A 24,311-nucleotide genomic window follows, 5' to 3' on the forward strand; every position below is an offset into this window, starting at 1 on the left:
CCGATGATTCAGTGGCTCGCCTACCACCCGACCGCAGCCAACCTCATGATGGTAGCCATTATGGGATTAGGGCTCCTTTCGCTACCCGAACAGCAGCGAGAGACCTTTCCAACCATTAAAAACGACAAAGTTGAGATTCGCACCCTCTATCCGGGAGCAACGACCGATGAGGTCGAAGACGCGATCTGCCGTCGGATCGAAAACCGACTCGATAGTATCACCCTACTCGATGAGACCCGTTGTGAAGCGCGAGAGGGGATCGCCATTACCACAGCCATTATGGTCGAAGAGGGCGATATGTCGCGCTTTCTCGACGATGTTAAGGCCGAAATCGATGCCATTACCGACTTTCCTGACGAAGTAGAGCTACCGACGATCCAGGAGTTAGGCCGCACCGACCAGGTGATGTCACTCGCCATTACCGGGCCGAGTGATCCTGTCGTGCTCAAAAGCTATGCTGAAGATCTAAAACAGCGCCTACTGGCCGAAACTGATATCGCCACCGTCACCATTAACGGCTTTGCCGCCGAGCAGATTGTGATCGAACTGAGTGCGGCGACCCTACGCCAATATGGCCTCTCGGCTGCCGATATTGCCGCACTGGTGCAGGGGCGGAGCCTCTCAACCCCGACAGGTCAGCTTAAAGGGGTGGATGAGGATGCGATTATTCGCGTCGATGATCAGCGTCGAACAGTGTCTGAGCTACAAGATCTAACGGTTATTTCAGGCGTGCATGGCGCGGCGATCCGCTTAGGCGATATTGCCACCCTTAGGCACGAATTTGCCAATACCGAAGAGAGGATAGAGTTTAACGGTAAACGGGCTGCGATGCTTAGTATCACCAAAACCCGAGATCAAGATACCCTCAACTCATTCGATTCGATCGCCGCTTTTATTGCACAAGAGCGCCAAAATCAGCCGCCGGGGCTAGAGTTAACGATCACTCAGGATGTCTCCTCAATCGTGCGAGATCGCCTCAGTATGCTAGTCCGAAACGGTATTCAAGGGTTAGCTGCGGTCTTCTTGATGTTATGGCTCTTCTTTGGCACCCGCTATAGCTTCTGGGTCACCCTAGGGCTACCGGTCTCTTTTTTAGGGGCGCTGGCGATTCTGCCCCATCTAGGGGTCACCATCAATATGATTTCGATGGTAGGCCTACTGATCGGCATCGGTCTGTTAATGGATGATGCCATTGTGATTTCAGAAAATATCGCCGCCCGTCTCCATCGCGGGGAGCGGGCACTACAGGCGGCAGTGGCTGGTGCTACACAGGTTCTGCCTAGCGTGCTCTCCTCTTTTACCACCACTATTCTTATCTTCGGCTCACTCGCCTTTATTAGCGGCGAGATAGGTCAGGTGCTGCGAGTCATGCCGATTGTACTGCTTGTTGTGCTATCGGTCAGTCTATTAGAGGCGTTTTTAATCCTACCGAACCATTTAGGCCACTCACTAGCCCACATGGATAAGCACCAGCAGCCCTATATCCAGCGCAAAGTCGAGCAGGGCTTTAACGCACTCCGAGATCGCTGGTTCGGGCCACTTCTCGATCTGGCTATCGACTACCGCTATCTAACGGTGGGGTTAGTGGTGATGTCGCTCCTGCTCTCCATCGCTCTCCCCGTTGGCGGCTGGCTTAAGTTCAAAGGCTTTCCCAATATCGACGGCGATATTATTGAAGCAAGATTACTGCTACCCCAAGGCACACCTCTAGCGCAGACCGAGCAGCTAGTAAAACAGATTACCACTGCGGCAACCCGTAGCGGTGAGCACTTTCAGGCGGCGCAGCCAGAGGGGCAGAGTTTAATTCGTAACATTAGCGTTATCTACGGTCAAAACCCCGACGCTTTTGAGAGCGGCCCCCATGTGGCTCGAATCGTGGTCGATCTGTTAAGCACCTCAGAACGGGGCACCACGATGGATCAGTTTCGCGATCACTGGGCCGCCGAGGTAGATCATTTAACGGATGTCATTGCGCTTAAATTTGCCGAACCGACGATGGGACCGGGTGGTAAAGCGCTCGATCTGCGCATTATTGGTCCCGATCTGGAGCAGTTGAAAGAGGCCTCACACCAACTACAGCAGTGGCTAAATAGCTATGCTGGAGTCATTAATCTTAGCGACGATCTGCGCCCGGGAAAACGGGAGTATCGCATTCGGCTCAAACCCGACGCCGGTGTCTTAGGGTTGAACGCCTCACAACTAGCGAGTCAGCTACGCACCGCCTTTCAAGGGATAGAGATCGATCAATACCCTAACGGCTCCTCGACTATCGAGATTGAGCTACAACTTAACGCCGCGGATCGAGAGAGTATTACCGATCTGGAGCAGTTTACCGTTACCGGCCCAAAGGGGGTACTCATCCCCCTCACGGTGGTCGCCGATATTGAGGAGGTACGCGGCTGGGCTAGAATTCACCGCATTAACGGTCAGCGGGCGATTACCATTCAAGGCGATGTCCAGCACGGCGTGGCTAATGCTCAAGAGCTGTTAGCACTGGCGCAACAGCAGATTATTCCTCAAATTAAACAGCAGTTCCCCCATATCCAGATCGATATTCAAGGAGAGAGTAACGAATCGGCTAAGACCAGCCGCTCCATGTTAGGCCATATTCTCACCGGCCTGTTTGGGGTCTATATCCTGTTAGCGATCCAGTTTCGCGGCTACCTACTGCCGGTGGTCGTGATGGCCATTATGCCGGCAGCCCTCATTGGAACGCTAGTAGGCCACTGGGTGCTAGGGCTCGATATGACTATGCCGAGTATTATCGGACTCGCCTCACTCTTTGGCGTGGTGGTCAATAACTCTATCCTATTGGTGATCTTTATGCGCGAAGCGCACACCCAAGGCGAGAGCGTGATCGATGCGGCAAAACAGGCCGGCAGAGCCCGCTTCAGACCCATTGTGCTCACCTCAATGACTACCATTGGCGGACTCACACCACTCCTACTAGAGACCAGCTTGCAGGCACAGGTGGTGATTCCGTTAGCAGCTAGCCTAGCGTTTGGGTTAACCTCGGCAACTTTAACGGCTCTGTTTACAGTCCCCGCGCTCTACACGATTTTGCACGACTTTAATCTATCGCAGCCCCACTCCCAAGATTAACAGATTAGCCAGTTAGAAGATTAGTACGCCTCGTCCACCTCCGCACTCGCTGAATCGATAAGCGGTGCGGCATCTAGCTCATTCGCATCCATCATACTCGCCACCCGCTGTAGTGAAGAGAGCAGCAGCGACTGCTCCCACTGCTCTAGCCGGCTAAAAGCTTCGATAAACGACTGCTGCATTAGCTGTGGGGCCTGCTGTAGGGCAACCGCCCCCTGCTCGGTCAAAGAGAGATAGACCTTACGCCGGTCGCTCTCTGATCGCCGCCGCCGCACCACCCCTTTACGCTCCATCCGATCGAGAATAGAGGTCACCGTCGCCTGACTTAGGCTCACTCGACGCGCCACCTCTCCGGCCGAAATCGAACTATCCTCACTCTCACCAATCGCGTGCAGTACCACTAGCTGAGGCCCCGTCAGTCCCGATTCGCGCTCAAGTTTCTTTGAGTTTAAATCAATGGCTCGAATAATCTGGCGCAGAGCCACCAGTACCTGCTCATGCGTATTCATCATTATCCCTTTGATACATGACATTGTATAGATACATTTGCTATCTCTTCTAGGCCGTGTTAATATTTAGTCGTCTAAACAATTGCTGATAGCAACAAGTCAAACTTATGCCACATCAATCAAACCTCCTTTTCCGTCACCCCCTTGCCGATGAGGGGCTTATCATCACTAACTTAATAGCTGCTAACCCGCCGCTCGATAGCAACTCGATCTATAGCTACTACCTACTCTGCCGCCACTTTGCAAATAGCTGCGTTGTGGCCGAGACAGCGGGCGAAATCGGAGGTTTTATCTCCGCCTATCCTCTGCCGACTCGACCTAAGACGCTGTTTGTTTGGCAAGTCGTGGTCGCCCCTAACTTAAGGGGACAAAGGATTGCTCGCCGTATGCTCGACTGGCTACTGCAACAACCAATGTTGCGCCATATTACCCAAATCGAGGCCACAGTTAACCCCAACAATATCGCTTCACGCAAGATATTTGAGGGAGTCGCACACGATCAAGGCACCGCTATCGATGAAGAGCTCTTTCTTCCCGCCACCGCCTTTGGCAGCGATGCCTCCCATGAGAGCGAAATTCTATTACGGGTAACCTTAAAAATCTAATCAGTTCTATCGTCAGCAGCTCATGCTGGCGCCCTATCCCACTTTTCTAGCAACACAGGAGAATACCATGCGTATATTTGAGGAGATGGAGTCTGAAGTTCGCGGCTATGTTCGTGCATTTCCGGCCATATTTGATACCGCCAAAGGGGCGTTTCTCTACGATGAACATGGCAACGAATATATCGACTTCTTTGCCGGTGCCGGCACCTTAAATTATGGCCACAATAATCCGCTTATTAGCAGCGCCCTGATCGACTATCTGCAGCGGGACGGCATTGTACATGCCCTCGATAAGGCGACGGTCGCCAAAAAGAGTTTTTTGCAGAAGTTTCGCGACACCATTCTCTCCCCGCGCAATCTCGACTACAAAGTGCAATTCACCGGCCCTACGGGGACGAATGCTGTCGAAACGGCTCTCAAACTGGCCCGAATGGTCAAACGGCGCTCTAATATTATTGCCTTTACCAACGGCTATCACGGTCTGACCATGGGGGCGCTGGCGGTCACCGGTAACGATTTTTATCGCGACGAGTCGTATGGTGCCCGCAATAACGCCGACTCAGTCCCCTTCGATGGCTATCTAGGCGAGGGGGTCAATACCATCGACTATCTGCGTAAAATTATCGGCGATAGCTCTAGTGGCGTTGATCTACCCGCCGCCATTATCGTCGAGACGGTTCAGGGTGAAGGGGGCATTAATGTCGCCTCATTTGAGTGGCTCAAAGAATTAGAGCACCTCTGCCATGAGTTCGATATTCTACTCATTATCGACGATATCCAGATGGGTAATGGTCGCACCGGCACCTTCTTCAGCTTTGAGAGAGCCGGCATAAAACCCGATATGGTTACCGTCTCCAAATCGATTGGCGGCGGATTGCCGATGGCACTGCTGCTCATGCGACCTGAGCTCGATCAGTGGCAACCCGGTGAACATACCGGCACCTTTCGCGGCAATAATCTGGCCTTTGTTGCCGCTACCCAAGCGCTGGGCTACTGGGATAATGACGACTTCGCTAACGCTATTGACTATAAAGGCGAGATTATGGAGCAGGAGCTAGGTGCCATTGTCGAAAAGTATCGCTCCAAACTCGATATCGAACTGCGCGGTCGCGGCATGGTATGGGGGCTCGATATTCACCGTACCGGTTTTGCGAGCGAGGTCTCCCGTGCCGCATTTCAAAAAAATCTAGTCATTGAGCTAGCCGGTGCCGATGATAGTGTGGTTAAGTTCCTCCCCGCCTTGATCATTGAAGAGGAGACGCTACGACAAGGCATCGCTATTATCGATGAGGTCATCGGTGAGTTACTAGCGCAAAAACAGATCGCCATGACGGGGGATACTGCCGCATGATCGTTCGTACACTCGATGACATGAAGGGCACCGAGCGGGAAGTTCATGCCGATAGCGGTAACTGGGTTAGTCGCCGTTTTGTTATTGATAGCGATCGAGCCGGCTTCTCGTTCCACGAAACTATCATTAAAGCGGGCACAAAGACCCCGATTTGGTACAAAAATCACATTGAAGCGGTCTATTGCGTCGCCGGTGATGGAGAGATAGAGGATCTAGCTAGCGGCGAGATCCACCCCATTCGTGACGGTACCCTCTATCTGCTCAATAATCATGACCGTCACATTCTGCGTGGCGGCAGCGAAGACATGCGGCTCATTTGCGCCTTTAACCCCCCGGTAACCGGCCACGAAAAACATGATGCTGACGGTGCCTATAGCGCCCATCCGCAACATGAGGCGTGGCAGAAGCTGCGGCGGGGGGCATAAAATCAAAAAATAGCCTTGACACATTCAGAAAATTATCTATAATACGCCCACCTTTCGGGGCTATAGCTCAGCTGGGAGAGCGCTTGCATGGCATGCAAGAGGTCGGCGGTTCGATCCCGCCTAGCTCCACCAAAAAGAGAGGTAACTGTTTAGTCCCCATCGTCTAGAGGCCTAGGACATTGCCCTTTCACGGCAGTAACAGGGGTTCGACTCCCCTTGGGGACGCCAATTAAAATCAAAGGGTTACGAGTGATCGTGGCCCTTTTTTATTGGCTGTACACTCATCCTTATAACGGCTTGACTAGTTCACTAGTTCGGCAAAGCTATCGACACAGAGCCACGGCACCTGACCCGCCTCGCGCTTCGGCTGTTTAGAGTCGGGGGCTAAAATCGCCACTAAATGGCGAAAACCGTAGTTAAACGCCGCCTGTAGCACCGAGACAGAATCATCAACAAACAGCGTTCTATCGGGATCAAACGGCTCAATCTGTTGCAATCGGTGCCAGAAGTCGGGATGCTCTTTGGCCACCCCTAAATCGTGGGAGCTAATCGAGGCATCGAGCCAAGTGTGAAGCCGAGTCTGCTCCATCTTTAGCGCCAAACTCTTTGTGTGGGCATTGGTCACTAAGACGACTCGCCGCGCCGAGCGCTGTTGTGACTCTAAAAAGGGAATCACATGGGGGTGAATTCGAATCAGATGGCTCACCTCCCGTTTTAGTAGCGCAATATCGAGCTCAAGCTCCCGACTCCAGTAGTCAACGCAGTACCACTCTAGCTGCCCTTGCAGCGCCTGCGATTTGGCCATCACATCAGCCGTCGCCTGCGCTAGCGGCAGGTTATGGCGCAAAGCGTACTGTTTAGGCACATAGGTGAGCCAGAAGTAGTTATCGAAATGAAGATCGAGCAGCGTCCCATCCATATCGAGAAAAACGGTATCAATCTGCTCCCAAGCTATCGTCGGCATAGGCCTCTCCCCTTAAATGCGCTATGATGAGCGCTAATGTTACCACAAGCTAAAGAGAGCAGCCGATGTCAAGTATGATCAAACTTGCTGATATCTCCCGTCTGACAGCAGCGGTGATCGAGATCGCACACGAAGCCGGGCGCACCCTTTTAGAGCTCTACGCCACCGAGCTAAAAGTTGAACAAAAGGCCGATATGACACCCGTTACCGCCGCCGATCTTGCCGCCCACCGCCTCATTCAACAGCGACTACAGCAGCTCACCCCCGCTATTCCGGTCTTAAGTGAGGAGTCGGCAACTATCCCCTTTAGTGAACGGCAGCAGTGGCGCTGCTATTGGCTGGTTGACCCCTTAGATGGCACCCGCGAATTTATCGACCATACGGGGGAGTTTACCGTTAATATCGCCCTCATTTGCGACCAAATGCCAAAATTGGGGGTAATCTATGCGCCAGTGGTGGAGAGCTACTACTACGCCTGTGAGGGGGAAGGGGCGTGGAAACGGGAGGCGACACGCCCCCCTAAAACGATTAGGGTGCGCCAGTGGCAGGGGGGCAGAGTCGTGCTCGCCTGTGGCCGCTCCCGCTACAGCGCTGCTTTAAAAAGGCTGCTACAGCGCCTACCGGAGTATGAGATTCTCACTCTCGGCAGTGCGCTAAAATCGTGCGCTGTCGCCGAAGGGGTAGCCGATATCTACGCCCGCTTCGGCCCGACCTCGGAGTGGGATACTGCCGCGGCGCAGATTATTCTGCGAGAGGCGGGCGGCCACTTGACCGATACCACCTTAACGCCGCTACGCTATAACTGCCGTGAGGAGCTGCTCAACCCCCACTTTATCGCCTTCGGTGGCGGTGAGGCGCTGCGCCACTACCTGCTGCCCTCCCCCTAATGCGCCCTATAACCCCTGCTGTTGCAGCCAGAGCTCCGGCAGCGCTAAATGCCACAGTTGACTCCCCTGCAGACGGGTGAAGTGTTGGTCTGGCTCTAAGAGTAGCTTATCGACATAGCGTCGCTGATAGAGCCCCCGCTGACGACACGCCTGACTATTTAAAATATCGCCCATAAAGTCGAGAAACTCCCCGCGCACATATTTGAGCGCCGGCATCGGAAAGTAGCCCTTTTGACGATCAATCACCGCCGCCGGTAGTAGCGGCCGAGCAATCTCTTTTAGGGCATATTTGGCTTCATCCCCTTTCGGGCCGAGTTTTAACGCTGGCGGTGCCTGCATCACCTGCTCAATTAGGTGGTGATCCAAAAACGGTACCCGCGCCTCTAACCCCCACGCCATGGTCATATTATCGACCCGTTTGACCGGATCATCGACAATCAGTGTTGTCACATCGAGCCGCAATATCTGATCGAGCCAACTGTCGGCACCCGGCTGTTGCAGTAACGCCTCAATGGTGGCGGCGGTAACATCGCCGCTTATCCACTCTGGCTGCAACATCTGCACCATGTCAGCATGATCTCTATCAAAATAGAACGGCGCAAAGCGCTCTAATGGGCTCCCCTCCGCCGCCACCATCTGTGAGTACCAGAAGTAGCCCCCAAAGAGCTCATCGGCTCCTTGACCACTCTGTACTACCTTCACGGTTTGTGAGACCTGTTCGGCTAGCAGATAGAAGGCGACTGCGTCCTGTCCGACCATCGGCTCGGCCATTTGGGTGACCGCCTCTGGCAGCCGCTGTAGCACCTGCTCATTGGCAATAATAATTTTATGGTGCTGACTCTGATAGCGTTCGACCACCTGATCGGAGTACTCAAACTCACTCCCCCTCTCTTCGGGTTGATCTTCAAAACCGATGGAGAAGGTGTGCAGATCACTCACCCCCTGATCGGCTAGCAGAGCGACTAAGAGACTCGAATCAAGCCCACCTGAGAGCAGTACCCCAACCGGTACATCGGCAATCTTTAGCCGCTTTTTTACCGCCTGCTGTAGCTGCTGCTTGATCCTCTCTAACCACTGAGCTTCTGATAACGGCGTCGCGGGCCGCTCTGCGGTCAGACTCCAGTAGCGGTTGAGCTGTGCCTCGCCTCGATAGTTAATCAGCAGGGTGTGGGCGGGGGGGAGTTTATGGATGCCGGCCAAAATGGTATCGGGTGCCGGCACCACCGCGTGCAGGGTAAAGTGGTGGTGCAGAGCAATAGGGTTGAGCGTGGTGTCGATCCCCCCCGTCGCGAGTAGCGCCTGAGTGTTAGAGGCGAACAGAAAGCGCTGCGGGGTGTGGCTATAATAGAGCGGTTTAATGCCAATTCGATCTCGCGCCAAAAAGAGCCTCTGCTGACGACTATCCCAAATTGCAAAGGCAAACATGCCATCTAACCGAGCCACCGCCGCCTCGCCCCACTCGGCGTAGGCTTTTAAGATGACCTCGCTATCGCCATGGGAGCGGAAGGTGTGCCCCTTAGCGATGAGCTGCTGCCGCAGTTCGGGGTAGTTGTAGATCGTGCCGTTAAAGACCAGCGTCAGGCCGGTCTCGCTATCGACCATCGGCTGCGCCGCAGCGTCAGAGAGATCGATAATCGCCAGACGGCGATGACCTAAGGCGATCTGCCCCTGCTGCCACTGCCCACCGCCATCCGGCCCACGACGCTGTAGCTGCTGCAACATTCGCGCCACGGTTTGGGGTTGGGGCTTTTGGCCATCAAAACGGAACTCACCGGCTATTCCACACATTATGCCACCTGCTATTGATAGTAGTAGTCGTAACGACTGAGCACCTTTTGGGTAAACTCCCACGCCTCGTTGTAAGAGAGGCCGCTATTATCGGGAATAATCACCTTAATGTAGAGCTGATTATGGTGCTGTTGCTGTAGCTGCTGCAATTTTTGATGCAGTTCGGGCAGCGACAGTTGGGTATAACCCGCCTCCCCCGGTAGATGGTACTCGATAATTTTAGCCCCTGCCTCCACTCGATAGCGCACATCGACCACATATTTGCCCTGCGCGGTACGGGCCGGACGCACCAACTTGTCATACTCTACTTTGAGCTGCTCATACTGTCCCTGTACTAGTGAGAGCCGCTGATCACTACTGCGGCTAAGTCGCTTTAGCGTCTCATAATCGACAACCTGCTGCTGGTAGTTCTGTTGCAGACTCTCTAGCCGCTGCTGCTCTGTTTGAAGTAGCTGTTCGAGCTGCTGTTTCACCTCGCGGGTCTGTTGTAGCTGCTGTTGGCTCTCGCGAGCTAGCTGACTCTGCTGCGAGAGATCGCCACGCAGTCGCTGGAGCTGCCCATTTAGATCGGTTAGCTGCTTATCTTGATCTTGCAACATTTGGGTCATCAGCTCATTGGCCTCCTCCCGCTGCATCAGTTTCATTCTTAGTTCGGAGACTTGGTACTGGGTCTGCGATAGCTGCTCTTCGAGTGTGGCGTTGGTTTCGGTCGCTACTTCAGCGAGACGGCTAGCGAGCTGTTCTGCCTCCATGGTGCTACTGAGCTCCTTTACCAGCTCAAAGTTACGCAGCACTAGCACTGTACTGGCCAGCATAAAGATCATCACCACCACCATCATAATGTCGGTAAACGATGGCCAGAAGCTGCCGGCACCGTGGTCACTGCTGCTATCGTGGCGCAGATCGACAAAGCCCCCTCTTAACATGATGGCCGATCGCCCCGTTTTAGTGCCTCCAGATCGCTCTCAGAGAGGCGAAAACCGAGCTGTAGCAGGCGGGTAATGCGCTCCATCTCACCGGCAACGGGAGCGAGCTGCTGCCGAAAGCCATCGACTGCCTGATAGAGCTCTCTTCCTGCTGCTGCATACTCCTGCTGGCTACTCTGCATAGTGATCACAATGTTGTGCAGTTGACGCACCAATCCCCCGACTTCGGCAATCACCGACTGCTCGCTGTGGCTATAGCGGGGCAGAAGATAGACCGAGGTCACCTCCTCCACTCGACTCAATAGATGGGTCTGGGCATCGGTCAATTTCAGATAGAAGTAGCCGAAAAAGACATAGCTAATAATGGCAGTAATGGTGGTCGATAGTGCGGTGGACATACCGTGAATCACCATCCCCATATTGCCAAATATCTCTTTATTTTCTAGCAGATTAGATGCCCCAACCAAGGCGATAGAGAGGGAGACGATGGTGCCAAACACGCCGCTTAAAATCAGAATATTGTGGACAAATTTTGGCAGTGAGATACGAGTACTCTCACTCGCTAGCAGCATCGAGGCGAGCGCCGCCTGATCGATAGGTACGCTACGCTGGTTCATCTTCTTAACCATCTCGTAGCGCTGACAGATGATCCGCTTCGGCGACAGATCGTCAGTCGGCTGAGACTCACCGGCATCAATGGCACTCACAAACTGAGCCAGTGCCCCCTCCTCAGCCTGATAGCGTAATAAAATCAGAAACAGCTTCACCATTCCTAGCCCAAATAGCGCCAAAATGGCACCATTAATTAACAAGCCGGTGGTGGTGAGTTGATCTTCCCAATAGATCGCCCGCAGCTCAATCGCGCCATAGACGACCAGCCCCCCGACTAGCAAGGTAAGAATGACAAATCGAATCAAAATCGATCGGCTATAGTTTTTGCCATAACTGCCCATAGAGTAAAGCTCCTACAGAGAAAAATGTGGTTGAAAGTGTAGCACAACTCGCTCGCCATCGTCGTTGCAATATGGCCCCCACCCGCCCCTCTTCGGCCATTGGATTAATTCCCCGCTTCAGGCTACCATAGCCCCCTTATAGCGACATAGACAGGAGCCTCCCCCTGAACCAACTCTCCCCCCGCCTACTAGATCGACTGCTACTGCTGATTCTAGCTATCGGTGCCGGCTGCGGCCTCATCTACGAATATCTACTCGCCCACTACGCCGGACGGGTTTTAGGCGCGATGGATGTGGCTATTTTCGGCATGATTACCACTATGATGATCTCGATGGGGTTAGGATCGTTTGCGGCCAGAAAGATTACCAACCCCTTTACCGGCTTTGCTTGGTTAGAGAGCCTGCTAGCCCTCATCGGTGCCTCGGCCACCCTCATTATCGGGGCTATCTTTGCCCTAAGTTACCTGCTGCCACAGAGTCTGGCCGATACTTTCGCGCTACCGCGCGATCTAATCCCTGAAGGGGGAGTCTTACAGAGCCTAGCGCAGTTTACCCGCCTCAGCCCCTATCTACTCGGCGCCCTGCTCGGCTTTTTAATCGGTATCGAAATTCCGCTTATCGGCCGCATTCGGGCCGAGCTCTACCAAGATTGGCGTCGCAACGATCCCGGGGCTATCTACGGCATCGACTATATCGGTGCCGGTATCGGCGCGACCTTATGGATTGTGGCGATGTTATCGCTGCCGGTCACACTAGCCGCATCAATGACCGCTGCGGTCAACCTGCTGCTAGGGCTCACCTTTTTCGCCCTATTTCGGCAACGCATCGGCCATGCCGGAGCGCTGCTGCTAGTTAACGCCACCGTAGCGCTGATTATTCTACAGATAGCGAGCTACGGCAGCGACTGGGATCACGCCATGGAGGATCTCATCTATCGAGATGAGGTGGTACTGCGCCACAACACCCGTTTTCAGCGATTAGTAGTCACCTCACGCCAGCTCTCGCCGACAGAGCCGGAGGTGATCTTTTTCCATATCAATGGCCGTACCCAGTTCTCAAGTGCCGATGAGCATATCTACCACGCCATGCTTACCTACCCGCCGATGGTAGCGAACCCCCACCGTCACCATATCTTAATTATCGGCGGTGGCGATGGCTTAGCGCTGCGCGATATTTTGCGCTGGAACCCCGACACTGTCACCCTACTCGATCTCGACTCAGAGCTAGTTGATCTCTTTACCCGACCGCTAGAGTTACAAGGTAGCGTAGTCAATCAACGACTACTACAACTCAATCAACACGCTTTTAGCGATCCGCGGGTAAAGACCCACTTTGGCGATGCCTTTATTACCATAGATAGTCTGATTGAGGCACAGCGGCTCTTTGATGTCGTCATTATCGATCTACCCGATCCGAACCACCCCGATCTGAATAAACTCTACTCCTCCCGCTTCTACAGCAAAATTCGCATGGTGATGGCAGGCGATGCGGTACTCTCTCTCCAATCCACCTCCCCCTATCATGCCAAACGCGCCTTTCTCTCTATCGGCAAGACGCTAAAACATGCCGGTTTTACCCATGTCGAACCCTACCACGCCAATGTCCCCTCGTTTGGCGAATGGGGCTGGCATCTTGCCACCTTAAACGATCCCCCAGCCTCAGAACGGATTGCCACAGCCGCAGAGATGCCGGTTGACGACGGCTGGACGACCAAAGGGGTGCTCTTAGCGGCCTTTCAATTTAGTCGCCACTACTTTGATGAGGTTGAGTCGATAGCGATCAACCGCCTCGGCTCGCTAGCCACCTACCAGTACCACCATAAGGACTGGCAGCGAGAGATGGGAATCGTTCCAAACCAAAAAAGAGTTGCACTGCCAAACGAGGGTGATTAATACTTAACGCCATGAAACAGCAATACCCCCTCCATATCCACATCTCGACCCTCTTTATCGCGCTAGTCACCCTCACTGGTCTGCTATTAGGGCTCTCCTCCTACTATGAGGGCCGCGCGATCCTCGCCTCAACGGCCGATAAACTGACCACCCGAGTCAGTCAACAGACCCAAACCACCCTGCACAGCATGGTCAAACCGGCGCAAATGGCGGTCAATTTAATTCGCGCTCACCCCCTCATTGAGAGCAGCAGCACCACAGAGCGCCTGCGTCACCTCCCCTTTCTGCGCCAAGTGCTTGACAATGCCGATGGCGTGATTACCTCCCTCTATCTGGCCTATGGCGATGGCGACTTCTTCTATCTGCACACCATTGAGAACGACAACGAACGGTTTGGGGTGCCGATACCGGCCCACAGCCGCTATATTGTGCAGACCATCGAAGGGGAGCGAGGTCAAGTCCTCTTTTTCGATACCGAGCTGCAACAGCTACAGCAGCTAGAACAACCCGACTACCCCCAGCGCTACAACCCTCGGCAACGCCCTTGGTATCAGGCCGCGATTGGCAGTGACGAGCTAATTACCACCCGCCCCTACCCCTTCTTTACTAGCGGTAAGAGCGGCTACACCATCGCCGGCAGCGTTAGAGAGGAGGGCGTCGTCATCGGGGTTGATATCCTTACCGAAACGCTAGATAAGTTGATGTCACAGCAGAAGATCACCCCCAGCGCCGTGCTGCTACTCATTACCCCACAAGGGGCGATTATCGCCCACGAACAGATGCAGCAGCTACTGCAACAGAGGCGCACGGAAGGGCTGCCAACCCTAAGTGGTAGTGGCGATCCGCTACTCCAAGCGATAGCCCAACAGCCGTTACACAGCGGCGATAGCTATCGCACCGTCTCACTAGAAGAGGGCGATTGGCTCTACCACCTAACGCCGTTTCTGCTTCAGGGGGCGGGGGATATTCTGTTACTCTCGGCCATGCCCGAACCGGAGCTATTTGCCGAAGCCTATACGATTCTTAAACGCTCGGCGCTGACCAGTTTGGCGATTATCTTAGCCGTTATTCCGGTGATCTGGTGGCTCTCTAACCACCTTGCTAGCTCAATTCGACAAGTGGCCCGCTACGCCGAGCGGCTGCGCCACTTCGACTTTTCGAGCAAGATTGAAGCGCATCCCTCGCTGATTATTGAGGTCAACGAGCTCGCACTGACACTCAAAAATCTCCAGAGCACCATCAATACCTTCCAACAGACTAGCACTTCGCTAGTGGCTGAACACGACTATACCCTACTGTTGCCCTATATCGTTAAAAAGATGTTGGCGATATCGACGACCCGCTACGGCCTCCTCTACATCTACAATAATAAACTCGGTCGCCTTGAACCGACAGTGGCGATTCACCATAGCGGCAACGCCCTCCCCCTCCCCACCACCCCCCTCGACTGCGGTAGCCAGAAGAGCCTAGCGACCCTCTCCATGCTCGATGGCTCGACCCGCAGCTCAGAGCTAAGCGCCGCCGAGATGGCCGCTCTAGGCCTCCCCCCCCTACCCGATCCGCCCATTTACCAAGTGGCCGTGCCGCTACTTAACCGCCAACAACAACCGATCGGCCTACTCCTACTACTGCGCGAGCAGCAGCCGGTCGATGATGCCCAAATTAGCTTTATTGAAGCCTTCTCTGGACTCGTCGCGGTCACACTGGAGAATCGACAGCTAACCGGCCAACATAAAAAGCTGTTTGAGTCGTTTATTCAACTCATCGGTAGCGCTATCGATACTAAAAGTCGCTACACCGGCAACCACTGCGCCCGTGTTCCCGAACTAACCCAAATGTTGGCCCAAGCGGCTCAGGCAGAGAGCAGCGGCCCCTTCGCCGATTTCCAGCTCACGCCCGCTGAGCAGTACGAACTCCATATCGCCTCTTGGCTACACGACTGCGGTAAAATTACCACTCCGGAGTATGTGGTCGATAAGGCGACTAAGCTCGAAACCATCTATAATCGTATTCACGAAGTAAGACAACGATTTGAGATATTAAAGCGCGATGCCGAGATTCAGTGCTACCAAGCGATTCTCAGAGGGGAGAGTGACGCGCAAGCAAAACAGCAGTGCCAACAGCAGCAGCAGCAGCTCGATCAGGAGTTCGCCTTTATCGCCGAGTGCAATATCGGTAATGAGTTTATGGATCCGGCCAATATCGATCGCCTCAAACAGATTGGTGCCCGCACCTGGCAGCGCACCCTCGATGATAGACTCGGCCTCTCCTATATGGAGCTACAGCGCTATAGCGAGCCGCCGCAGCCGCTACCGGTCACCGAAACCCTACTAACCGACAGAGCAGAGCAGCGCATTGCCCGCCCCGCCGATGAGGTGATGCCGATCGATAATCCGTGGGGGTTCAAATTAGAGTCTCCAGAGCTGCTCTACAATCGGGGTGAGCTCTATAATCTCTCGATCTCCTACGGCACTCTGACGACCGAAGAGCGCTATAAAATTAACGACCACATCATTCAGACCCAAATGATGCTAAGTCAGCTAGAGTTTCCGGAGGGGCTAGGCAAGGTAGTCGACATTGCCGGCAACCACCATGAGACCCTTGATGGTCGCGGCTATCCGCGTCGATTAACAGCCAAAGAGCTCTCCACCACCGCCCGAATGGTCGCCATTGCCGATATTTTTGAGGCGTTAACTGCCGATGATCGCCCCTATAAAAAGGGCAAGTGTTTGAGCGAAGCGCTAAAAATTCTCGCCTCAATGAGTGAAAAACAGCACATAGATGCCGAGCTATTCGCACTATTTCTGCGCAGCAATATCATTGAGAACTATGCAAAACGCAACCTCAATCCGGCCCAAATCGATATGGATAGTGCAGCCATTGCCGCCTTCGCCTCCTCCCTGCGCTAACTTTTTTCGGCCAAGCCGGCACTCACGACTCGGTTACGGCCATCATGCTTCGCCCGATAGAGCGCATGATCGGCCTGAGTCAGGCAATCTAGCCTCGCCACCTTTAAGAGGTTGTTCTACCCACCCCCATTCTCATCTCTCCTGTTCAAACACAACACTTACTCTAACGATATCCGCAGCGCCACAGCGGCCGCTAAGGGGGCGAAAAAGAGCGCAACTAGCGTCATGGCGGTTAACAGATAGAGGTGCCCCTCCCCACCCAGTCCAGAGCTATCGGCCTCCACTGCACCTGCACCAAAGATAAGCACCGGAATCACCAGCGGCAGTATCAGGAGCGACACCAGCGCCCCTCCCCCACGCAGCCCCAGAGTTAGCGCCGCCCCAATCGCGCCAATCGCACTTAGCGCTGGAGTCCCTAAAAGCAGCGAGATAAACAGCACCCACAACGCCCCCCCCGGTAGCCCATACTGTAGCCCGACTATCGGTGCCATCACCACCAGCGGCAGCCCGGTGACCAGCCAGTGGGTAACAATTTTCGCCAGCACCAGCAGCGACAGCGGCCAGCTACTCAAACAGAGCTGCTCTAGGGTGCCATCGGCAAAATCTTGTCCAAAGAGCCGCTCTAGCGCCAGCATCGACGCCAGCAGTGCCGCCACCCAGACAATACCTGGCGCGATCATCCGCAGCACCTCCAGCTCCGGGCCAATCGCCAGCGGAAAGAGGCTAGTGACAATTAAAAAGAAGACCAGCAGCGTCACCATATCGCCCTGATGACGCATCGTTAGCCGCAGATCACGCCGAACCATCGCCAAAAATGCCCTACCCATGCGTGAGCCCCTGTAACTGCAGCCGCTGAATCTCGACATCACTCCAATTGACCTCCTGATGGGTGGTCATCATCACCATCCCCCCCTGCTGCAGATGGGCATGAATCGTCGCCATTAACTGAGCCACCGCTCGCTTATCGAGTGCGGTAAAGGGCTCATCTAGCAGCCATAGAGGCGCCCGATTTAACAGCAGCCGCGCTAGCGCTACTCGCCGCTTCTGCCCCGCCGACATCGCTCTAGCTAGCTGATCTTCATAACCCCTTAACCCGATCTGCCATAGCGCCTGCCATACCGACTCCTTCGTGACCGGTTGGCAATTCATCGCGGCCGCAAACTGCAGATTCTCTGTCGCTGTCAGCTCCTCTTTAATACCAGCACGATGGCCTACATAGAGCATCTGCTTAAAATACTCCTCCATTAACTCGCCAATCGACTGCTTCTGCCACCAAATCTCCCCCTCCGCGGGGTTAAAGAGTCCCGCCACAGCTCGCATTAGCGTCGTTTTACCGGCCCCATTACGACCCTCCACATAGAGAAGCTCTCCTGGCTTTAGGGTAAAGTTAACCCCTGTAAACAGACGCCGCTCCCCCCGCTCACAACTTAACTGCTCAACCTGTAACACCCGCTACCACCCTCCGTGACGACTCTCACCACCTTGGCTAAAGAGCCACTGTCCTATGAGTCGCTCTAGCGTCATCGCAGGCTGCGTGAGCACGATTTCAGCCCCCGCTTGTAACAGCTCACTCGCCCCCCCCGGCTGTAGCTGCACATAGCGCTCGCCTAAAAAGCCGTAGCTACCGATCATTGCACCGGTATCACTCGGCAGACGGCCATATTGGGGCGCGATGGCTAGCGTCACCACCGCTTCGTAGCTTAGCGGATCGAGCGCAATGTGCGTCACCTCGCCCACCACTACCCCAGCAATGGTTACCTCAGCCCCCTGTTTCAGCCCCTCGACCCCCATAAAACGGGCGCTGAGGCTAAACGGTGCCGCGCTCTGACACCCCCAAAGTAGCGCCGCTACGACTAGCGATAGTAACAGCCCGATACCTCGTCTTACTCTCAACACTTCTCCCTCCTCCTAACGATTCAACCCTGGATTAACTGACGATAGTGGCAAACAGATCGTGCTCATCGGCTGCGGTCACTTCGATATCGACCACATCGCCCGCCTGATAGCGAGACGGTTCACGGCTATCGAGCCAAACCACCCCATCGATCTCCGGTGCCTCTGCCGGGGTTCGCCCCACCCACTGCCCCCCCAGCGCCTCATCAATAATCGCCACACTCTGCTCCCCGATCCGCTGCTGTAGCCGATTGGCACTAATGGCACTTTGCAGCTCCATAAAGCGCTCTAACCGCTCCTGCTTTAGCGCCTCGGGTACCGGATTAGGCAACCGATTCGCCACCGCCCCGTCCACCGCCGAATAGGTAAACGCACCGACCCTATCGAGCTGAGCCGCCGCTAAAAAATCGAGTAGCTGCTCAAAATCCGCTTCGCTCTCCCCGGGGAAACCGACAATAAAAGTCGAGCGCAAGGTTAAATGGGGCAGCTGCTGACGCCAAGACTCAATGCGCCGCAATATATTCTCCTGCTTCGCTGGGCGACGCATCGCCTTAAGCAGTGGCGCTGAGGCGTGCTGTAGTGGCATATCGAGATAGGGCAAAATAAGCGAATCGGACATCAACTCAATCAGCGCCTCAAGATGGGGATAGGGGTAGAGATAGTGGAGTCGAATCCACGCCCCCAGCTCACCGAGTTCAGCCACCAGCGTCTCGATACGGCTCTTCAGCGGCCTACCACGCCAAAAGGCGGCCTGATAGCGCTTATCGACCCCATAGGCGGCCGTATCCTGGGCGACGATGAGTAGCTCTCTAACCCCATCGTCAACCAGCGCACTCGCCTCAGTCAAAATAGCCTCCAACGGGCGGCTAACTAGCGGCCCCCGCAAGGAGGGGATAATACAGAAGCTACAGCGCTGGTTACACCCCTCGGCAATCTTCAGATAGGCGTAGTGGCGCGGGGTCAGTTTGACGCCGCCTGCGGGGAGTAGAGCGGTCAAAGGATCGTGCTCTGGCGGCAGGTGGCGATGGACAATGTCAACCACCTCGGCGGCAGAGTCTGGCCCGGTCACCGCTAGCACCTGCGGATGCGCCTGCTCCACCACCCCCGTCTTCGCCCCCAGACAGCCGGTCACCACCACCTTACCACTCTCTTGCAGCGCCTCACCGATAGTGGCTAACGACTCCTCTATCGCCGCATCGATAAAGCCACAGGTGTTCACAATGACTAAATCGGCCGCGCTATAGTCATTGACAAACTGATACCCCTCCGCCCTTAAGCGGGTCAAAATTCGCTCTGAATCGACCGTCGCCTTAGGACAGCCGAGGCTAATAAAGCCTATCGCACCACTCACTCTGCCTCTTCTCCTTAGAAATATATTAAAATATGATAGAGTCGCTTATAGTCGATAGCGCAGATCACGCCACGGGTAGTCGAGCGTAGAGCGCCCCTTCTCCAGCAGCAGTAGCTTAAACTTATCGCCCATGTCAGCCGGATCGGTCAACCACTGTAGCTGCTGCGTTAACTTGATAGCGTCGGTATCGCTAAGCGTACCGCCTGAGAGCTGTCCCTCTGCTAACGATAATAGCCCGGCACCGAGTAGCCACTGCGACTGCGTTGTAAAGCTGCGCACAGCTAACCCCAGCGCCAGCGCACTATCGGCCAGCGCGGTAAAGTTGACATCGCAGGTCAAATCGACCAATCCCGGCCATAACAGCGGGTTATCGAGCAGATGGTGGCGATAGTAGCCGCGCAGCCGCCCCTCTGGTCGCTCAAAGTAGTCGGCCATCGTCACCCCATAATCGAGTAACCAAATCGCCCCCTCTTTCAGCGCCTCGGCCACGGTCGCTAGCCAAGCAGAGTGCTGGCGGCCAAACTCAAACCTTAGATCAACCGAGGCGGGGATAGGCCACGATGGCGGCGGCATTCGGCTCGACTCCAGCGCCATCTCGGCCCAATAAAAGGCCCCATCACGCCACCCCACCCCCAGCTCATGTAGCCCCGACTCGCTCTGGCAGTAGCAGTTAAAGGGGATGGCGTCGATCACCTCATTCGCAATAACTATCGCCGTTAACGCCTGCTGTGACGGTAGCGTGTGCCACCACTCAATGCGAGAGAAGAGCTCAGGTAGCTGCTGCTGTAGTCGCTGCTGCTGCTGCTGCTGTCGTGCTGCGCTTAGTTCGACAATAATATAGCGCTCCGGCAGCCTATCTAGCTGCGCTAGGCGCTGTAACAGCGCGGCGGCTAACTTACCACTGCCGGCACCAAATTCGATAAGTCGCGTCTGCTCACCCCACTGCTCTAGCTGCGGTAACAGCGCATTAGCTAAACTTTGACCAAACAGCGGCGTTAACTCTGGGGCGGTGATAAAGTCCCCAGCGACACCGAATAGCTCAGTCGGGCGGCAGTAGTAACCATAGCGCGGTTGGTAGAGCGCCTGCGTCATAAAGCGCTCAAAAGAGATCGCCCCCACCGCAGAGGCGTTCATCTCGGCCACTAGCTGCCGCTGTAGCGGCTGTGAGAGCGCCAACTCATCGCCACTCGGTTGCGGTAGCTGACTCATTGGAACGAGCATCAGTCTTGTAACCAGCTCGCCAACCACAAGCGCCCCCGTAGCCCCCACTCGCTGGTATAGCCACGGGTGACAAAACGGATCTGGTTGTGGCCATCGACAACTAGCGTTACCGGCACGGAAAAGACCCCTAAAGCGCGACTCAAGGCAGCCTCGGGATCGTTAATGACCGCATAGCTCAACTGCTCCTCGGCCATATAACTAGCCACCTCATTGAGGCTGCCAGAGCTCATGGCGATACTCATTAGCGGTACATCCACCGCCAGCGACTCCATTGAGGCGTGCTCCAGCTCACACACCGGACACCAGCTCGCCCATAGATGGAGCAGCCACGGCTGCTCTGCAAACTCTCGGCTATTGAACTGCTCGCCCTCAATAGTCGTCGCGACAAAAGCGGGCATCTCCCCCCTGACCACTTCACGACTCAACCACCACTCAGCGCCCCAGAGCAGAATTAAAAAGAGGGCAATCTGCCCTCCCCACCGCGCTATGTGAATCGGCCGAATAGATCCTTTCGTCAACCAACCCAACCGAGCGCTCCGGTTTAGCTGTTATCGCCCTTTTTCGATTGCACCACTTTGTAAATCACCCAACCAATTAACGCCAAGCCAATCATTGAAAACAGCATGCCCATCATAGTTCTACTCCTGAGTTTAATGTCAGATCTAATTTCAGACTAATCGGCGTCGGGCCAGTTACGGCCCCGCTTATTCGCCACCGAATTTTGCATCATCTCCTCATCTTCGTCCATTAAGATGCGCTGGCCGTCACCATCAAGATCATCATACTGACCGCGACGCACCGCCCAAATCAGCACCCCTACCAAAATTAACCCCAAAAAGATCATTCCCGGAATTAATGAATAGATCACTTCCATTGCCAGAGTACCCTAAGAAAAAATAGATAACCGGCCCATTATGCCCGATAGCCGATAGGGATGCTAGCGCCCCTACCCTCGAAATAGTGCCTCTATCGGCAGGCGAAACTTTTTTAAGCGTTGCGGTGTCGCCGCTAAGAGCTGCTCTAGCAGGTAGTGGCTGCGATAGAACATCTCCTCAGCTAAGGTCTGATCGAGAATAAATCGAGTCGAGGTGGCAAAGGAGCGCACCAGCCCTAGTGCCAATCTCGCGTCAAAGCTCTTATCCCTCTGTTTTAGGGCAAATTGACGCCGATTTTGATAAAAACGGCGGCAGAGGAGCATAATCCGCTGCCGCACCTGTTGATCTAAAATTCTGAGTCGATAGTTCGAGACCATAAAGACCGCAATATCTTGCACATAGTCCATATAGCAGGAGCGGTGGAGGTCGATAAAGTTAATCCGCTTCTCGTTAGGATCAAAAATCACATTATCGACATTAAAATCGCCATGAATATAGACCGAAAAGGGGGCGATTAACTGCTGCTCTACCTCTTCGGCCCGCTGTAATAGCTGCTCAAAACTCCTTAAGCGGCTGCCCCCTATCGTCACCGAACCGTTTTGAAAATGGGGGTGAATCGCATAGACATCAGGCAGCCGTTGGCGCAGTTGAGCCATGTGGTTCGCCTGAATCGGCTGGTTGCGCCGCGTCTCTAGCCAGACTTGGCTTAAGGTTCGGTTGAGATATTTGAGTGCTGTCATAATCTGCGCCTGCGACTGGTGTAGCACTATCCGCTCGAAGGTCTCGCCGGCAAGGTGCTCAATCAGTAGTGCTGCCGATTCACCCCGCTTTTTATAGGAGAGGATACGCGGTGCTAGACCGGGATAGATCTCGTGCCAGCTCTCGACCCCTTCGCGCTCCTCTTTGAGTTTCCTCTTTTGACCCGCTTTATAGATGGCCGTGGTCTGCTGTTCGCCGCGCGAGAGGGTTAAGGCCGAAATACCGCTACCGGAACGGGTTTCAGCGATTGACCGCATCGAGACCGACTCGGCATCCCCCTCCTCGGTCAGCGACTCTATCGATGCCTGTAGCGAGTAGAAGCTCTCCATATCGAGCGGTTGGCCCACATTGCCGGAGATGATCGCCTCGCTCATCAATAACAGACTATCCCCCATCTGTTCGATTAACTGCGCTATTCGCAACAGTAGCAGCCGCTCTTCGGGCGCTCTACCCCGCTGTAGCTGTTTGAGGGTTTGACGCCAATAGCGGGCGTAGTGGCGATCGAGCCTCGCTTCGCTACGGCCAATTTTTAGCGCCAGACGGCTATTTTTTTGCGCCAGTGCCGGTTCAATATCGGCAATCGCCGTCTGTACGATCTCTAACCACTGCGCCAGCTTGCTCTGTTTTAATTGACTAGGACGCTGTAGGTGGTCAACCTGATGCACAATGTGACGCCCTAGTGCGGTTATCTGCGCTAGCTCTGAGGCCACCGTTTCGATACCGCGCCAGTAGTGGACATTGGCAGCTTCGCTCTCTTTAAGTAGCTCTAGGCAGTGGTTTTGAATGCGCACCTTGAGGTTATAGCCATACCCACTGCGACCGAGAAGCGCCTCACCGACCGTCTCGCTCGGCTGCTGTAGGTAGTGCGTTAGGGTCGCTAACTGCGATGCGACCTCTATCACTAAAAAGTGGAGATTATCGTCTATCGCCCGCTGTAGCTGCTTCGTCACCCTAACGCTCTCCTCTACTGCCGTAACTGCCGCAGCGCAGGTTCTAATTCAGGGTAGTCAAACTCAAATCCCGCCTCTAGCAGCCGTTGGGGTATCACCCTCTGTCCGGTTAATAGCAGCTCATCGGCCATCTCCCCTAAGAGCAGCCGCGCCACCACCGCCGGCATCGGTAGCTGTAGCCAGCCTCGATGAACCCGCTTTAGCGTCGCCATAAACTGGTAGTTAGTCACCGGCTGTGGCGCGGTCATATTGACAGGACCGGCGATATCGTCGCGCTGCAGTAACCACAGTACCATCTTTATATAGTCGTGCAGATGTACCCACGATAGCCACTGCCTCCCGGTACCAAAGTGGACGACCATCTTGGCCAGCAAAGAGCGCTGCATCTCAGGTAGCGAGCCACCCTCACGACCGAGCACAACGCCGGTTCGTAGCATAATCCGCCGAACGCCCTGCTGCTCCACCGCTGCCGTAGCCTCTTCCCAATCGCGACATAAGCGGTGGGAGAAGCTATCAACCCCTAAACTCGACTCTGTCAGCGCCTCATCCCCCGCCGGGCCATAAAAGCCGATAGCCGAGCCGCTTAACAGCACCTTAGGCGGCTGCGGGCGCTGCTGCAACCATGCGGTTAATGCGGCTGTCGTCTCAACTCGACTAGCGACAATCTCCGCCTTATAGCGCTCACTCCAACGCTTAGCCGCTAAGGAGGCTCCGGCAAGATTGATCACACCATCCAGTGGCTGATTCGGTTCGAACTGCTGCAACGACTCAATCGGCTTCGCCTGATGAAACAGCTTTTTTGCCGTCGCCATCGCACTGCGGGTCAAGACAGTCACGTCACACCCCTGCTGATGGAGAGATGCCACCAGCGCACGACCAATAAAACCGGAGCCACCGGTAATTAAAATATGTTTAGGTAGATAGTTATCTAACACTGTTATTTCTCCTCAT

At 54.7% G+C, this 24,311-nt stretch carries 21 protein-coding genes and 2 tRNA genes; 9 read left to right on the forward strand and 14 right to left on the reverse strand.

The window, feature by feature from the left end:
• Window positions 1-3: 3 nt before the first annotated feature.
• Window positions 4-3,102: an efflux RND transporter permease subunit gene (locus D5085_17635; GenBank protein ID QEP44797.1), complete on the forward strand. Its 3,099-nt coding sequence runs from the start codon at window positions 4-6 to the stop codon at window positions 3,100-3,102.
• A gap of 20 nt (window positions 3,103-3,122) precedes the next feature.
• Here the strand turns inward: D5085_17635 and D5085_17640 are convergent, their stop codons facing one another.
• Window positions 3,123-3,611, reverse strand: a complete 489-nt coding sequence (locus D5085_17640) for a MarR family transcriptional regulator (GenBank protein ID QEP44798.1) — start codon at window positions 3,609-3,611, stop codon at window positions 3,123-3,125.
• A 107-nt stretch (window positions 3,612-3,718) separates the two neighbouring features.
• Between D5085_17640 and ectA the strand changes: the two genes are divergently transcribed.
• The 5 genes from ectA to D5085_17665 all read left to right on the forward strand — a co-directional run bounded on the left by ectA (window position 3,719) and on the right by D5085_17665 (window position 6,220).
• Window positions 3,719-4,216, forward strand: coding sequence for a diaminobutyrate acetyltransferase (gene ectA / locus D5085_17645; GenBank protein ID QEP44799.1), 498 nt, complete (start codon window positions 3,719-3,721; stop codon window positions 4,214-4,216).
• A 67-nt stretch (window positions 4,217-4,283) separates the two neighbouring features.
• Window positions 4,284-5,567 carry a diaminobutyrate--2-oxoglutarate transaminase gene (ectB, locus tag D5085_17650; GenBank protein ID QEP45217.1) on the forward strand — a complete coding sequence of 428 codons (1,284 nt, stop codon included), beginning with the start codon at window positions 4,284-4,286 and terminating at the stop codon, window positions 5,565-5,567.
• On the forward strand, window positions 5,564-5,992 hold the full coding sequence (locus D5085_17655) for an ectoine synthase (protein QEP44800.1): 429 nt from the start codon (window positions 5,564-5,566) through the stop codon (window positions 5,990-5,992). The genes ectB and D5085_17655 overlap by 4 nt, the downstream gene beginning before the upstream one ends.
• Before the next feature lie 56 nt (window positions 5,993-6,048).
• Window positions 6,049-6,124: transfer RNA gene (locus tag D5085_17660), tRNA-Ala, on the forward strand.
• Between the two features lie 20 nt (window positions 6,125-6,144).
• Window positions 6,145-6,220: transfer RNA gene (locus tag D5085_17665), tRNA-Glu, on the forward strand.
• A gap of 73 nt (window positions 6,221-6,293) precedes the next feature.
• Here the strand turns inward: D5085_17665 and D5085_17670 are convergent.
• Window positions 6,294-6,956 (reverse strand): GMP/IMP nucleotidase, encoded by a 663-nt coding sequence (locus D5085_17670; protein ID QEP44801.1) that lies wholly within the window; start codon window positions 6,954-6,956, stop codon window positions 6,294-6,296.
• Window positions 6,957-7,030: 74 nt separating this feature from the next.
• Here D5085_17670 and cysQ point away from each other — a divergent pair, with 74 nt between their 5' ends.
• Window positions 7,031-7,843 (forward strand): 3'(2'),5'-bisphosphate nucleotidase, encoded by an 813-nt coding sequence (cysQ, locus tag D5085_17675; protein ID QEP45218.1) that lies wholly within the window; start codon window positions 7,031-7,033, stop codon window positions 7,841-7,843.
• A gap of 6 nt (window positions 7,844-7,849) precedes the next feature.
• Here cysQ and D5085_17680 read toward each other — a convergent pair whose 3' ends face one another.
• The 3 genes from D5085_17680 to D5085_17690 are packed head-to-tail and all read right to left on the reverse strand — an operon-like array spanning window position 7,850 to window position 11,510.
• On the reverse strand, window positions 7,850-9,631 hold the full coding sequence (locus D5085_17680; GenBank protein ID QEP44802.1) for an N-acetylglutaminylglutamine amidotransferase: 1,782 nt from the start codon (window positions 9,629-9,631) through the stop codon (window positions 7,850-7,852).
• 11 nt (window positions 9,632-9,642) lie between these two features.
• Entirely contained in the window at window positions 9,643-10,557 is a 915-nt protein-coding gene (locus D5085_17685; protein ID QEP44803.1) for a hypothetical protein, read from the reverse strand.
• Window positions 10,551-11,510, reverse strand: a complete 960-nt coding sequence (locus tag D5085_17690; GenBank protein ID QEP44804.1) for a hypothetical protein — start codon at window positions 11,508-11,510, stop codon at window positions 10,551-10,553. Before D5085_17690 ends, D5085_17685 begins: the two co-directional genes overlap by 7 nt.
• 146 nt (window positions 11,511-11,656) lie before the next feature.
• On the opposite strand from D5085_17690, the gene D5085_17695 reads away from it, so the two are divergent.
• Window positions 11,657-13,402, forward strand: coding sequence for a polyamine aminopropyltransferase (locus tag D5085_17695; GenBank protein ID QEP44805.1), 1,746 nt, complete (start codon window positions 11,657-11,659; stop codon window positions 13,400-13,402).
• A gap of 11 nt (window positions 13,403-13,413) precedes the next feature.
• Window positions 13,414-16,311 carry a phosphohydrolase gene (locus D5085_17700; protein QEP44806.1) on the forward strand — a complete coding sequence of 966 codons (2,898 nt, stop codon included), beginning with the start codon at window positions 13,414-13,416 and terminating at the stop codon, window positions 16,309-16,311.
• A gap of 158 nt (window positions 16,312-16,469) precedes the next feature.
• On the opposite strand, the gene ccmB is transcribed toward D5085_17700, so the two are convergent.
• The 9 genes from ccmB to D5085_17745 form a co-directional block, all read right to left on the reverse strand.
• Window positions 16,470-17,138, reverse strand: coding sequence for a heme exporter protein CcmB (gene ccmB, locus D5085_17705; GenBank protein ID QEP44807.1), 669 nt, complete (start codon window positions 17,136-17,138; stop codon window positions 16,470-16,472).
• Window positions 17,131-17,760 carry a cytochrome c biogenesis heme-transporting ATPase CcmA gene (gene ccmA / locus D5085_17710; GenBank protein ID QEP44808.1) on the reverse strand — a complete coding sequence of 210 codons (630 nt, stop codon included), beginning with the start codon at window positions 17,758-17,760 and terminating at the stop codon, window positions 17,131-17,133. Before ccmA ends, ccmB begins: the two co-directional genes overlap by 8 nt.
• Window positions 17,761-17,763: 3 nt before the next feature.
• Entirely contained in the window at window positions 17,764-18,207 is a 444-nt protein-coding gene (locus D5085_17715) for an MCE family protein (GenBank protein ID QEP44809.1), read from the reverse strand.
• A gap of 31 nt (window positions 18,208-18,238) precedes the next feature.
• A complete protein-coding gene (gene rimO / locus D5085_17720; protein QEP44810.1) occupies window positions 18,239-19,555 on the reverse strand; it encodes a 30S ribosomal protein S12 methylthiotransferase RimO in 1,317 nt (438 codons plus the stop codon).
• A gap of 45 nt (window positions 19,556-19,600) precedes the next feature.
• On the reverse strand, window positions 19,601-20,776 hold the full coding sequence (locus tag D5085_17725; GenBank protein QEP44811.1) for a class I SAM-dependent methyltransferase: 1,176 nt from the start codon (window positions 20,774-20,776) through the stop codon (window positions 19,601-19,603).
• Entirely contained in the window at window positions 20,776-21,303 is a 528-nt protein-coding gene (locus tag D5085_17730; GenBank protein QEP44812.1) for a protein disulfide oxidoreductase, read from the reverse strand. The genes D5085_17725 and D5085_17730 overlap by 1 nt, the downstream gene beginning before the upstream one ends.
• Before the next feature lie 146 nt (window positions 21,304-21,449).
• A complete protein-coding gene (gene ccoS, locus D5085_17735) occupies window positions 21,450-21,650 on the reverse strand; it encodes a cbb3-type cytochrome oxidase assembly protein CcoS (protein ID QEP44813.1) in 201 nt (66 codons plus the stop codon).
• Window positions 21,651-21,722: 72 nt separating this feature from the next.
• On the reverse strand, window positions 21,723-23,360 hold the full coding sequence (locus tag D5085_17740) for a hypothetical protein (GenBank protein ID QEP44814.1): 1,638 nt from the start codon (window positions 23,358-23,360) through the stop codon (window positions 21,723-21,725).
• Window positions 23,361-23,374: 14 nt separating this feature from the next.
• Window positions 23,375-24,301 (reverse strand): TIGR01777 family protein, encoded by a 927-nt coding sequence (locus D5085_17745; protein QEP44815.1) that lies wholly within the window; start codon window positions 24,299-24,301, stop codon window positions 23,375-23,377.
• Window positions 24,302-24,311: the final 10 nt, after the last annotated feature.

It is taken from the genome of Ectothiorhodospiraceae bacterium BW-2, assembly GCA_008375315.1.
GTDB lineage: Bacteria > Pseudomonadota > Gammaproteobacteria > Thiohalomonadales > Thiohalomonadaceae > BW-2.

Coding starts and splice junctions, on each gene's coding strand:
- D5085_17635 (QEP44797.1), top strand. CDS start 4: ATGATTCAGTGGCTCGCCTACCACCCGACCGCAGCCAACCTCATGATG.
- D5085_17640 (QEP44798.1), bottom strand. CDS start 3,611: ATGAATACGCATGAGCAGGTACTGGTGGCTCTGCGCCAGATTATTCGA.
- ectA (QEP44799.1), top strand. CDS start 3,719: ATGCCACATCAATCAAACCTCCTTTTCCGTCACCCCCTTGCCGATGAG.
- ectB (QEP45217.1), top strand. CDS start 4,284: ATGCGTATATTTGAGGAGATGGAGTCTGAAGTTCGCGGCTATGTTCGT.
- D5085_17655 (QEP44800.1), top strand. CDS start 5,564: ATGATCGTTCGTACACTCGATGACATGAAGGGCACCGAGCGGGAAGTT.
- D5085_17670 (QEP44801.1), bottom strand. CDS start 6,956: ATGCCGACGATAGCTTGGGAGCAGATTGATACCGTTTTTCTCGATATG.
- cysQ (QEP45218.1), top strand. CDS start 7,031: ATGATCAAACTTGCTGATATCTCCCGTCTGACAGCAGCGGTGATCGAG.
- D5085_17680 (QEP44802.1), bottom strand. CDS start 9,631: ATGTGTGGAATAGCCGGTGAGTTCCGTTTTGATGGCCAAAAGCCCCAA.
- D5085_17685 (QEP44803.1), bottom strand. CDS start 10,557: ATGTTAAGAGGGGGCTTTGTCGATCTGCGCCACGATAGCAGCAGTGAC.
- D5085_17690 (QEP44804.1), bottom strand. CDS start 11,510: ATGGGCAGTTATGGCAAAAACTATAGCCGATCGATTTTGATTCGATTT.
- D5085_17700 (QEP44806.1), top strand. CDS start 13,414: ATGAAACAGCAATACCCCCTCCATATCCACATCTCGACCCTCTTTATC.
- ccmB (QEP44807.1), bottom strand. CDS start 17,138: ATGGGTAGGGCATTTTTGGCGATGGTTCGGCGTGATCTGCGGCTAACG.
- D5085_17725 (QEP44811.1), bottom strand. CDS start 20,776: ATGCTCGTTCCAATGAGTCAGCTACCGCAACCGAGTGGCGATGAGTTG.
- ccoS (QEP44813.1), bottom strand. CDS start 21,650: ATGGAAGTGATCTATTCATTAATTCCGGGAATGATCTTTTTGGGGTTA.